General features: G+C 64.0%; 8 protein-coding genes. 3 read left to right on the top strand and 5 right to left on the bottom strand.

Translation table 11 applies throughout. The features are described 5' to 3' along the window. The first annotated feature begins 30 nt into the window (after positions 1-30). Positions 31-966, top strand: a complete 936-nt coding sequence (locus tag V5735_RS08210) for an ABC transporter ATP-binding protein (RefSeq protein WP_423745916.1) — start codon at positions 31-33, stop codon at positions 964-966. After that, positions 963-1,796, top strand: a complete 834-nt coding sequence (locus tag V5735_RS08205) for an ABC transporter permease (protein WP_423745915.1) — start codon at positions 963-965, stop codon at positions 1,794-1,796. Before V5735_RS08210 ends, V5735_RS08205 begins: the two co-directional genes overlap by 4 nt. A gap of 29 nt (positions 1,797-1,825) precedes the next feature. Here the strand turns inward: V5735_RS08205 and V5735_RS08200 are convergent, their stop codons facing one another. The 4 genes from V5735_RS08200 to V5735_RS08185 all read right to left on the bottom strand — a co-directional run bounded on the left by V5735_RS08200 (position 1,826) and on the right by V5735_RS08185 (position 6,175). Further along, the gene (locus V5735_RS08200) at positions 1,826-2,404 is read right to left on the bottom strand and encodes a response regulator transcription factor (protein WP_423745914.1); all 579 of its coding nucleotides are present in this window, start codon (positions 2,402-2,404) and stop codon (positions 1,826-1,828) included. A 289-nt stretch (positions 2,405-2,693) separates the two neighbouring features. Beyond that, positions 2,694-3,344, bottom strand: a complete 651-nt coding sequence (locus V5735_RS08195; protein ID WP_423745913.1) for a helix-turn-helix domain-containing protein — start codon at positions 3,342-3,344, stop codon at positions 2,694-2,696. Positions 3,345-3,584: 240 nt separating this feature from the next. Then, positions 3,585-4,634, bottom strand: coding sequence for an NAD(P)-dependent glycerol-1-phosphate dehydrogenase (locus tag V5735_RS08190; protein WP_423745912.1), 1,050 nt, complete (start codon positions 4,632-4,634; stop codon positions 3,585-3,587). 551 nt (positions 4,635-5,185) lie between these two features. Then, positions 5,186-6,175, bottom strand: a complete 990-nt coding sequence (locus V5735_RS08185; RefSeq protein WP_423745911.1) for an NAD-dependent epimerase/dehydratase family protein — start codon at positions 6,173-6,175, stop codon at positions 5,186-5,188. A gap of 266 nt (positions 6,176-6,441) precedes the next feature. Between V5735_RS08185 and V5735_RS08180 the strand changes: the two genes are divergently transcribed. Next, positions 6,442-7,176, top strand: coding sequence for a GNAT family N-acetyltransferase (locus tag V5735_RS08180; protein ID WP_423745910.1), 735 nt, complete (start codon positions 6,442-6,444; stop codon positions 7,174-7,176). A 25-nt stretch (positions 7,177-7,201) separates the two neighbouring features. Here V5735_RS08180 and gltB read toward each other — a convergent pair whose 3' ends face one another. After that, complete coding sequence (gltB, locus tag V5735_RS08175; protein ID WP_423745909.1) at positions 7,202-11,689, bottom strand: glutamate synthase large subunit; 4,488 nt, start codon at positions 11,687-11,689, stop codon at positions 7,202-7,204. Between the last annotated feature and the right edge of the window lie 122 nt (positions 11,690-11,811).

The raw sequence follows: 11,811 nt of genomic DNA, 5'->3' as shown, positions 1-11,811 counted from the left end.
TTTAACTACCCTAAGGAATATATGGGCGTTATGGCCGCCATACAAACGACTGGTCTCACCAAGCGGTTCGGTGACGTAGTCGCGGTCCGTGATCTCAACCTCCAAGTAAACGAGGGAGAAGTCTTCGGCTTCCTCGGTCCCAACGGATGCGGGAAATCGACCACTATCAACATGCTGATGGACTACATTCGCCCGACCGACGGGACGGCGACGGTCCTTGGCTACGACGCACAGACAGAGACGCAGGCGATCCACGAGCGGATTGGCATTCTGCCCGACGCGACCGACCTCTACGGTCGGCTCTCGGGGCGAAAGCACATCCAGTTCGCCATCGACTCCAAGGGCACGAACGAGGACGCGGACGACATCCTCGAACGCGTCGGTCTCTCGGCGGACGACGCGTCGCGCTCGGCAGGCGGCTACTCCAAAGGGATGCGCCAGCGTCTCGTCCTCGGCATGGCGCTCGTCGGCGACCCCGACCTCCTGATACTGGACGAACCCTCCTCGGGACTCGACCCGCACGGCGTCCGCGAGATGCGCCAAATCATCCAGCGGGAGGCCGACCGCGGCACGGCCGTGTTCTTCTCCAGCCACATCCTCAGTCAGGTCGAGGCGGTCTGTGACCGCGTGGCCATCATGAACAAGGGCCAACTCGTCACCGTCGATACCATCGACGGCCTCCGGGATGCGGTCGGAACCGGTGCTACGATGGTGCTGACGGTCGACACCGTCCCGAACGTCGAATTGGAGAGCATCGAGGGCGTCACGGACATGTCCGTCGACGGGAACGAGATTCACGTCACGTACTCCGACGCGGGTTCCAAGGCGAAGGTCATCAACGCCGTCGAGCAGGCGGGCGCGACGGTTGCCGACATCAGGACCAAAGAATCCTCGCTCGAAGACCTCTTCGAGGCCTACACGACCGGTTCTCAGGGTCAGCGGATCGAATCGGAGGCCCAAGCATGAGCTGGGCCGTCGTCGCGCGCAAGGATTTCGAGGACGCCGCCCGCTCGAAGATGCTGTGGGGTATCACGGTGCTGTTCGTGCTCGCAACCGCGGGGACGATGTTCGCCGTCGGCTCGTTGACCGACGAGTTCACCGCGAAACAGGCCATCGGATTCCTCAGTTCCCCCGCGACGCTCCTCGTTCCGCTCGCGGCGCTCGTCGTCGCGTACCTCGCCATCGCCGGTGAGCGCGAATCGGGGAGCATCAAGCTGTTGCTCGGCCTGCCCCACACCCGTCGGGACGTGCTGGTCGGCAAACTCGTCGGCCGCTCCCTCGTCGTCGGAGTCGCCACCGTCATCGCGTTCATCGCCGGGGCCATCGTCCTCGCGGTTCAGTTCGGCTCGTTCCCCGTGTCGGACTTCCTCGTACAGGGAGTCACGACGTTCATCTTCGGAATCGTGTTCGTCGGCATCGCCATCGGGTTCTCGGCGATGGCGTCCACCCGCTCGCGTGCGATGGCGGGTGCCGTCGGCCTGTACTTCCTCTTCGAACTCGTCTGGGACATCGTTCCCCTCGGCGTCTACTACCTCGCCAAGGGCGCGATGCCGAACGTGGCGGACGGACTCCCGCCGTGGTACTTCCTCCTCCAGATAATCAATCCGAAGAACGCCTACAGCGTCGCGGCGAACTTCCTGTCCAACCCGAGCGGAGCGAGTCCGTACGCGCAACTCGTCAACGGAACCGTTCCCTTCTACCTCGAAGGCTGGTTCGCGCTCGCGTTGCTCGCGCTCTGGTTGGTCGTTCCCGTCGCCCTCGGCTACTGGCGCTTCGAACGGGCGGACATCAGCTAAACCCGCATCAGAATAGATTTTTTCGCGCCTTACGTCTGCTCGGGAGCGACTCTGCTGTCGGTCAGTTCCATGTCCAACTCCGCGTCGTCCATCCCGTCGAGCGTCGTCGAAAGCGACCGCTTCAAGTGTCGTATCTCCGATACGAGCGTCTGGTACTCCTCGTGTCGGGCCAGTTCACTCTCGGCGATTCGCGCTTCGAGGGTCGCACGCTTCGACGACAACGCGAGGAGCTGTTGAACGTCGGTCGAGTACGTCGCCCGACGGCGGAGGCTCTCTACGACGTCGTACAGTTCGTCCGGTCCTGTAATCGGCTTGACGACGTAGGTGTCGTATCCTAATTCGAGCACGTCGAAATCCGGCTCGACCGCCGTCACCATTCCGACCCGACAGTCGATGTTCCTGGCTCGAATCGCCTCTAAAACGTCGTCACCGCTCGTCTCGGGCATGTCTCTATCGAGGAGGACGATATCGGGAGAGCCGTCGAGCATCGCTATCGCTTCCGCGCCGCTGTAGGCGGTTCGAACGTCGTACTCGTCCTCGAGCCAGCGGGTAAACAGGTCGGCAATCGGCTGTTCGTCATCGACGACGAGAATTTGGTACTCACTCATTCGTAGTCTCCGGGTCGCTGGACGGGCGGGTTCCGACGTGGGGCGGGCGACGTCGGTGTCCGGGAGTCATCGTTCCGACCGGTTTCCCACACGGCCACGGTCGGCACTCGTGGGTCGGGTCGAGAGCGTCGTATACTTACAACACTCGATACCCGCTGACCGAACGATTTCGTCTCGCATCGTCGGCCCCATTTCCGAACGTCCAATCACATGGAAACGATGTGGCGCGAAGTAGTTGAGACCACATGTTTCCCACGAAACACACTTAAGTGCGTTGCTGATTCAACGTCTATCCATCCATCGGACGGAGTAGTCCGGCGATGAGATTGGCATATCCGCGTCGAAGACGACCACCGACGGCCTGTGGAGAGATTCCCAGTTCGTCGGCTAACTCTTCACGCGTGATTCCACGCGGTCGTTCGAAGTATCCTCCCTCGTAGGCAGTGATGAGCGTTTCCCGCTGTGCTGGCGTGACACCCGCGGAGTCGTGAACCGCTCGTTCCTGCATGGAGTACACTCGCTCGACCTCTATTGGAACTCCCTCGTGTTGACAGAACGTCTGGAACGAGGACATTCCTTCTTGTGCCGGGAACCGGAGATGAAACGTCCAGTCGTTCACCGTTCCATTCGCTTCCACGATAGTCGCGTTGGCTTCTTCGACTCCGTGGACGAGGTTCGTACTCTCGTCGTTCCACTGTGCGTGGAACAGCGTATTGTCAGTCAGCGTGTCGATCCTCGTGAGCGCGTTGATCGCCGGTTCGGCGCGTGCCGCCGCTTCGAACCGACAGATATCGCCACCGCGTGCCCAGAAGAAGGGAAATCTAGACATCCCAACCGGGACGACACGTTCGAGTTCGATTTGCACCTCTGGTGCCGCCTGCAACGCGCGGCCGAGTGCAAACTCGTCGGCGGATATCGAAATCTCAACGATGGAACTCATCTGTTTTCGATACCACCACGCGAAATCAGTTACGCGAGGGTATTCAATGTTGTTGCCAATCCCAGTCAAAACGTCCGGCACGTAATCGGAGACGGTTACGAAAACGCGGCCGATACGTTCTCGAAACGCTACCGATATTCCCGACATATCTCGTCAGGCCCCCACTCGTATCGACTCTGTGATACCCGCAAACGGTTCGGAAATTGATGCCCCATCCGTTCGGAATCCACTTCGAACTATTCAGATAACTTTCGTCGTCTCCGCCGCCTCGTACGCGGCGGCCCGACTCATCCCGTTTCCGAGGATGGTGTACCGGTCGCGTATCTCGTGGGCCGTCGTGAGCGCTTCGACCACCGTCTCCGCGTCGATGCCGAGTTCGTCGGCCGTCGTCGGCGCGCCGATGGTCGCGAGGGCGTCGCGGATACCGCGCCAGTCGCCGCCGTGGAGGTACTCCGTGATGATGGACCCGACGCCGACCTGATGGCCGTGCAGCGCCGCCCCCGGCGCGATGCGGTCGAGTTGGTGCGAGAACAGGTGTTCCGCTCCGCTGGCCGGACGCGAGGAGTCGGCGATGCTCATCGCCACGCCCGAGGAGACGAGCGCCTTCACCACGACCCACGAGGACTCCTCCAGTCCGGGCCGAATGGTGTCGGCGTTGTCCACCAGCATCTCGGCCGTCATCTCCGCAAGCGTCGCGGCGTACTCGTGGAATTCCACGTTCTGCAGCCGCTGTGCCAGCCGCCAGTCCTCGACCGCCGTGTAGTTGCTGATGATGTCGGCACACCCCGCGGTCGTGAGTTCCCACGGCGCGTCGGCGATGATTTCCGTGTCCGCCACGACCGCCAGCGGCGGTTCGGCGGCCACGCTGTGGCGCGTGTCCTCCTCCGGGACCGACCCCCGCCCGCTGACGATACCGTCGTGGCTCGCGGCCGTCGGAACCGAGACGAAGCCCCGCCCGATTTCGTCGCTCGCCATCTTGGCGATATCGATGGCTTTCCCGCCGCCCACACCCACGAGATAGCCCGGACTCACTTCGTTCGCCACGTCGATGACCCGCTGAACGGACTCGAAACTCGCCTCCTCGATGACGACGGTTTCGACGCCCCATCCCGCATCCTCGAACTGGTCCGCGACGCGCCGTCCCGCCACCTCGTTCGGCGTCGGACTCGTCACGAGCAGCGGTGTCCCGTGCAAGTGCAGTTCGTCGATGGCCGCCGTCGTCTCCGAGAGAACGCCATGGCCCACCACGACGTTCCGCGGCAGGCGAATCCACGAAGATTTCTCGAACATAGTGGTCTGTCTCTCCTACGCAGTCAAACAGTTTCCCCTCCTCCGACGACTTTGGGGACTTTGGTTACGAGGTGGATTCGATTTTGCTGGGCATGCGACGACTTCGACCGTTCTCGTCCGGTCGTTTCGTGATGTTCATTCTAACTCTTCGGCTACGACCATGAAGTCACGGAAAGCCCCCACCCCCTACGAGAACACATTGCAGCTACTTCGACTGCAACTACCGAGAAGACTACCTCGAAAGCACCCGTCCGCTCGGCACGAGTTGTTGTTACTTCTTCCGTGACTGCAAATACAGACGTCATTGAAACCGCACCGCAAACCGCATCAGCCACACCCTCCCCAGCCGATTCGCTTCGCTCATCCCTCGCACGCTTTATCGAGACGACTCGGACGATGGCTCGCGGCGGTGCCGCTCGCTTCCGAGGTTCCTTCGAAACCTCGCTGTCCTCGTCGCCTCGCCAGCGCGCGCCAGATTGAGAAGTCGGAATGCACGAACGAGATGAAACGAAATCAGTCGCCGATTGTTCACCGTAACCGCCGAATACGTCTCAGATGGTGTCGAGCACGCCGAGGACGCGCTTCTCGTTCTCGCGTCCGGGGTCGTACTCGCCGCCGTCGCGGTCGCTTTCGAGGTGTTCCTCGACGGTTCGTTCCATCGCCACGTCGAGCGGCGTGGATTCCCAGCCGAGCGCGGCGAGTTTGTTCGTGTCGAGGACGTGCGGGTAGTCGCGGTAGAGGATGTAGTCGTCGGTGGAGAGGTCGGCCGTCGAGAGTTCGCGGTCGCTGGCGTGGACGAGTTCGACGTCGGTGTCGAGGGCGTCCGCGATGAGCGACAGCATCTCGTCCATCGTGACCAACCGTTCGTCCCCGACGTTGTAGGCCTCGCCGGGGTCGCCCTCCTCGGCGACGATGCGGAGCGCGCTCGCCACGTCCTCGGCGTAGGCGCGGTGCCAGACGTTCTGGCCGTCGCCGGGGACGACGAGGCGGTCGTGTTCGTTCACGCGGTCTATCCAGAAGTCCAGTCGCTCGGTGTAGTCGTAGGGTCCGTAGACGATGCACGGGCGGACGCTCATGGCGTTGACGCCCCGTTCCGCGGCCTCGAAGATGGCGCGGTCGCCCTCCGCCTTTCGCGGGCCGTAGGAGTCGTGGGAGTCGTCGGTGGCCTGTTCGTCCGTGCAGCCACAGAGTTCGGTGTCGTTCTCCCGCTTGGGAAGCACTTCGTTGCTGTAAGCGCTTCCGCTGGAGATGTAGACGTAGCCGTCCACGTCGGCGAAGATTTCGGTGGCCGCCCGGACCTCGCGGGGTTTGTAGGCCACGCAGTCGATAACGATGTCCGGGTCCACCTCGTCGCGCGCCGCTTCGAGCGCGTCGTCGTCCGTTCGGTCGCCCTCGAAGTGGCTCACGCCGTCCACGTCGGCGAACGGGTTGTCGTGGTTCCCGCGGTTGAAGATGGTCACGTCGTAGCCGTTGTCGAGCAGGTCGGTCACGAGGTGGCGGCCGATGAATCGCGTCCCGCCGATGACGAGTGCCGTGTTCATGTCGGGTCGATTGCGTGGCGGGCGGAAAACGCTACCGAAGGCGGAGAAGTACGAGCCGAGCGTAACTCGTCGCCCAATTTCCGCGATGGCGAGCTCTGAGACGAAAAACTGGACGGTCGGTCGGGAATGACCCGATGAAAAACGTCCGAACGGGAGGATAGAGCGCGACGATACGCAAAAATCGGACGTAATGACAGCAATCGAAGAGACAAGTGGGAAGCTACGGCCGGTAGAATGTTTATTGTTCATCCCGGAGTATGCCAAGTATGCAAGTACGCGAAGCGCGAACCGAGGACATCGCTGGAATCCAAGACGTCGCCGCGGAGTCGCTTGCGGCTTCATACGCACACTTCTTGGACGAGGAGATAATCGAACACGCCATCGAGGAGTGGTACTCCGAGGAGAACTTGGAAGAGGAGTTCCAAAGCCGGGGGACGCTGTACCTCGTCGCGCTCGACGGGGGAGACGTGGCGGGATTCACGCAGAGCGAGGTGCTCCCCGACGTCCCTGAGGGGAACATCCTCTGGCTGCACGTCCACCCCGACTACCGAGGTGAGGGTGTCGGAACGACGCTCCTCGGGCAGACGAAGGAGAAACTCGAAGACAAAGAGGTCGAAACCCTCTCCGGGCTCGTCCTCGCCGGAAACGAGGAGGGAAACCAATTCTATCGAGATCACGGGTTCACCAAGGTCGGCGAGCGGACAGCCGAAATCGGCGACGAAACGTACACCGAGAACATCTACTCGGAGAGCGACGAACCGATACTGGAAGCCCGCGAGTTCGACGGGGAAACCAGATACATCAACCGCTCGGAAACCAGTCGGGGGTCGAAAGCGCCGTTCTTCGCCGTGTTCAACGACGAGGCGGGTGAGGACCGCTACGGCTACTTCTGCTCGAACTGCGAGACGCTCGACAACGCGATGGACAGCATGGAACGCATCGAGTGCAACGAGTGTGGCAACAAGCGGAAGGCGGCGCGGTGGGACTCGGCGTACCTCTGAAGATCGGCGACCGCTTTTTCCGGGTTCAGTCGTCCGACGGCACTCGAAAGTCGGACGACTGTCGGGGCGCCGAAACCGGACTTGGGGGCGACGTTCGAACGTCTTCTTTGCCCTCCTCGATGGCCTGCTGGTAGGCGTCGGGCATGACCTTCACGAACGAGACGGACTCCCACTCGTCGAGCACCGACAGCGCCGTTTCGCTGCCCGTCGCGGCGGCGTGGTTTTCGACCAACCGCCGTACTACCGCCTCGTCGCGCGCGTCCAAGTCGGACGAGAGCGAGACGCTCTCGCCGTTGACGCGCTCGCGGAGTTCGTCGCCGTCGCCCAACACGTAGGCCACGCCGCCCGTCATCCCGGCCGCGAAGTTTTCGCCGGTTTCGCCGAGGACGACCGCGACGCCGCCGGTCATGTACTCACAGCCGTGGTCGCCGACGCCCTCGACGACCGCTTTCGCGCCGCTGTTGCGAACCGCGAAGCGCTCGCCCGCGACGCCGTTGACGTACAGTTCGCCGCCCGTCGCGCCGTACAGGGCGACGTTGCCGACGATGACGTCGTTCGAATCGTAGCCAGCGTCGTCGGGGGTTTCGACTACGACTCGGCCGCCCGAGAGGCCCTTTCCTACGTAGTCGTTCGCCGCACCGGTCAGGAACAGGTCCACGCCGGACTGGCAGAACGCGCCGAAACTCTGTCCGGCGGCACCGTCGAACCGGCAGGTGATGGACCCGTCCGGCAGTCCCGCTCCCCCGTGAAGCGCGGAGATGCGACCTGAGAGCATCGCGCCGACAGCGCGGTCCCGGTTCGTTATCGAACGCTCGATTTCGACCGGTTCCTCGCCGTCCAGCGCGCCGCGCGCGGCGTCGAGGAGGTCGTGGTCGAGGTGGTCGTCCAACTCGTGGTCCTGTTCCCGCGTCTTGGTTCGGCTGCCACCGTTCGCGGGGTCGGCGAGCACGCTCGAAAGGTCGAGACGACGCGCCTTCGGGTGGTCGGTGTCGCGCTGACGGAGCAGTTCGACGTGGCCGACCATCTCCTCGACGGTGCGGAAGCCGAGTTCGGCCAGTATCTCCCGAAGCTCCTCCGCGATGAACGCCATGTAGTTGATGACGTGCTCCGGTTCGCCGGGGAACCGCTCCCGAAGCTCCTCCCGCTGGGTGGCGATGCCGACCGGGCAGGTGTTGGCGTGGCAGTTGCGCGCCATCACGCACCCGCTCGTGACCAGGCTCGCCGTCCCAAACGAGTACTCCTCCGCGCCGAGCAGGGCCGCGACGGCGACGTCGCGGCCGGTCTTCAGGCCGCCGTCGACGCTGACGCGGATGCGCGAGCGAAGCCCGGTTTGGTGGAGCATCTGGTTGGCCTCGGCGAGGCCGAGTTCCCACGGCAATCCGGCGTTCTTGATGGACGTCCGCGGACTCGCGCCCGTGCCGCCCGAGTGACCCGAGATGTGTACGACGTCGGCCTTGGCCTTGGCGACGCCCGCCGCGACGGTGCCGACGCCCGCCTCGGAGACGAGCTTCACGTTGACCTCCGAGCCGTCGCTTCCCGCCTTCAGGTCGTAGATGAGCTGTTTCAGGTCCTCGATGCTGTAGATGTCGTGTTGCGGCGGCGGCGAGATGAGGCCGACGCCCGGCGTGGCGTGGCGAACGTGCGCGATCATCTCGTTCACCTTCTTGCCGGGGAGGTGTCCGCCCTCGCCGGGTTTCGACCCTTGGGCCATCTTGATCTGCACCTCGTCGGCCGACTGGAGGTAGCGGCTCGTGACGCCGAACCGCCCGCTCGCCACCTGCTTCACCGAACACTCGCGCTCAGTGTCGAACCGCTCCGGCGGTTCGCCGCCCTCGCCGGTGTTCGACTTGCCGCCGATACGGTTCATGGCGACGGCGTTGTTCTCGTGCATCTCCGGCGAGAGCGACCCGAGGCTCATCGCCGCCGTGGAGAACCGGGTCACGATGTCCTCGACGGGTTCGACTTCATCGAGGGGGACCGACTCGCGGGCGTCGGTGTCGAAGTCGAGGAGGCCGCGGAGCGTCTGCAGCGTCTCCTGCTGCTGGTTTATTTCCTCGGCGAACGCCGCGTACTCCTCGTCGTCGTTTCCGCGAACCGCTCGCTGGAGCGCGCCGACGGTTTTCGGGTTCCACTGGTGGTGGATGCCGTTCGAGCGGTGTTCGTACTCGCCCCGTCGGTCGATGTTCGGGTCGTCGCCGAACGCGGTTTCGTGGCGCTCGCGCACGTCGTCCTCGATTTCGTCGATACCGATGCCTTCGGTGCGGTTCTCGGTGCCGGTGAAGTATTCGTCGACGAACTCACCGTCCAGCCCGACCGCCTCGAATATCTGGGCACCGCGGTAGCTCTCGACCGTCGAGATACCCATCTTCGCCATCGTCTTCAGCAGCCCGTTCTCCAGCGCCGAGACGTACTTGCCGATGGCCTCCACCTCGTCCGCGCCGTCCGGTCCGGCCACCAAATCCTCGATGGTCCGGTAGGCGAGGTAGGGGTTGACCGCGCCCGCACCGTACCCGACCAGCGTGGCGAGGTGATGGACGGTTCGCGGGTCGCCGGACTCCACGACGAGGCCGGTCCTGGTCCGCAGTCCTTCGCGCACGAGGTGGTGGTGAACCGCGCCCGTGGCGAGCAGGGAGGGAATCGGGATTCGGTTCTCGCCCGTCCCCCTGTCCGAGAGGACGACGATTTCGGCACCCTCCTCGACGGCGGTGCGGGCGTCGTCGCGGACCCGCTCGACCGCCGCTTCGAGGTCCGTGTCCGGGTCGAAGGTGATGTCAACGACGTCGGTCGGGAAGTCGGTTTCGAGCACCGCCGACAGCGCCTCGTCGGTCAGCACGGGCGACTCCAGCACGAGTTGCCGCGCGTGGGCGGGCGACTCGCCGAGGAGGTTGCGCTGGCGGCCGAGGCGGGTTTCGAGGCTCGTCACCAGTTCCTCTCGGATGTAGTCGATGGGCGGGTTCGTCACCTGCGCGAACAGTTGCTTGAAGTAGGAAAAGAGCGGACGGTCGAAGTCGGAAAGTACCGACAGCGGCGTGTCGTCGCCCATCGAGCCGACGGGGTCCTTGCCCGCGCTGGCCATCGGTTCGAGGAGTTCGCTCAGTTCGTCGTGGGTGTAGCCCCAAGCGGCCTGTCCGGCACGGAGCGGGACGGGGGACTCGGCGGTGCCGTCGGAATCGGACTCGTTCCGCGGCGCGGGCGATTCCACCCGCTTGGCCAGTCGGACCTGCTCGTTTTCGACCCACTCCGCGTACTTCTCGTCGGTCAGGTCGTCGAACACGGCCTCGTCCGAGACGATGCCGCCCCGTTCGGGGTCGGCGAGGAACAGCTGTCCCGGCTTGAGACGTCCCCGCTCGACCACCTCGTTCGGTTCGAGGTCGAGGGCACCGGTTTCGCTCGCCATCACGAGTCGGTTGTCCGCCGTCACGTCGTACCGGCAGGGCCGCAATCCGTTGCGGTCGAGCACCGCGCCCACGCGGTCGCCGTCCGTCGCGGCGACGAGCGCCGGGCCGTCCCACGGTTCGACCAGGGAGGCGTGGAAGTCGTACCACGCGCGGCGGTCGCCGTCGGTCCGGTCGCGCCACGCCTCGGGGAGGAGCATGCGGAGCGCGTGGGGCAACTCGCGGCCGTCCTGCATGAGCAGTTCGAGCACGTTATCGACGACGGCCGTGTCGCTCTGGTCGAGCGTCGTGACCGGCGTGATGCGGTCGATGTCGTCGCCGAGGCGCTCGCTTTCGAGGTCGGTTTCGCGGGCGGCCATCCAGTTGCCGTTCCCCTGAATCGTGTTGATTTCACCGTTGTGGACCACGCGCCGGTAGGGGTGTGCGAGGTGCCACGCGCCGAGCGTGTTCGTGGAGAACCGTGCGTGAACCATGGCGACCGAGGATTCGAAGCGCTCGTCGCGGAGGTCAGGGAAGTATCCCGTGAGTTGGTCGCCCTTGAGAAGCCCCTTGTAGACGAGCGTCTTGCGGTCCAGCGAGCAGACGTAGAATCGGTCGGCGTCGTCGCGCGCCTCGACTCGCCGTTCCAGCGCGCGCCGGGCGACGTAGAGCGTCTCGTCGAACTCCTCGACGGACGTTCCCTCCTCGGGGCGGACGAAACACTGGGCGATGACGGGTTCCGATTCGAGCGCCGTCTCGCCGAGGTCGTCGTTCTCGGTCGGGACCGTCCGCCAGTCGAAGACGGGGACGCCTTCCCCACCGAGAATCTCCTCGACCGTCGTCTTCAGTTCGGCGCGAACGTCCGCATCGCGCGGGAGGAACAACTGCCCGACGGCGTACGTCTCGGGGAGGTCGGAATCGAGTTTCGCGGCGAAAAACGAGTCTGGACGCTGGACGAGGATACCCGCACCGTCTCCGGTGTTCGATTCCGCGCCGGTCGTTCCGCGGTGTTCGAGGTTGGCGAGGAGCGACAGGCCGTCGGCGACGATTTCGTGGTCGGCGTCGGAGTCGAGATCCATTACGACCCCGACACCGCAGTTCGACCGCTGGTCGGTCGGGTCGACGAGAGAGTTGGTCATGTGCGAGCGCATGACAAACTGGCATAAGAGGTTTCTCCTGAAGGGGAAAGGGTGTGCTATTGTCAATATGTGTTCCTTATATATTGGACGTTTACACGATAGTGGCGGCGAAATAACTATGG

Origin of the sequence: Haladaptatus sp. SPP-AMP-3 (assembly GCF_049568665.1) — an archaeon.
GTDB classification, from domain to species: Archaea; Halobacteriota; Halobacteria; order Halobacteriales; family Haladaptataceae; genus Haladaptatus; species Haladaptatus paucihalophilus.
Note: the sequence above shows the minus strand (reverse complement) of the source record. Positions and strands in the feature narration are given on the sequence as shown.

Bases quoted from the DNA above. Each gene is read 5' to 3' on its own strand.
- V5735_RS08210 (WP_423745916.1), top strand. From the start codon at position 31: ATGGCCGCCATACAAACGACTGGTCTCACCAAGCGGTTCGGTGACGTA.
- V5735_RS08205 (WP_423745915.1), top strand. From the start codon at position 963: ATGAGCTGGGCCGTCGTCGCGCGCAAGGATTTCGAGGACGCCGCCCGC.
- V5735_RS08200 (WP_423745914.1), bottom strand. From the start codon at position 2,404: ATGAGTGAGTACCAAATTCTCGTCGTCGATGACGAACAGCCGATTGCC.
- V5735_RS08195 (WP_423745913.1), bottom strand. From the start codon at position 3,344: ATGAGTTCCATCGTTGAGATTTCGATATCCGCCGACGAGTTTGCACTC.
- V5735_RS08190 (WP_423745912.1), bottom strand. From the start codon at position 4,634: ATGTTCGAGAAATCTTCGTGGATTCGCCTGCCGCGGAACGTCGTGGTG.
- V5735_RS08185 (WP_423745911.1), bottom strand. From the start codon at position 6,175: ATGAACACGGCACTCGTCATCGGCGGGACGCGATTCATCGGCCGCCAC.
- V5735_RS08180 (WP_423745910.1), top strand. From the start codon at position 6,442: ATGCAAGTACGCGAAGCGCGAACCGAGGACATCGCTGGAATCCAAGAC.
- gltB (WP_423745909.1), bottom strand. From the start codon at position 11,689: ATGACCAACTCTCTCGTCGACCCGACCGACCAGCGGTCGAACTGCGGT.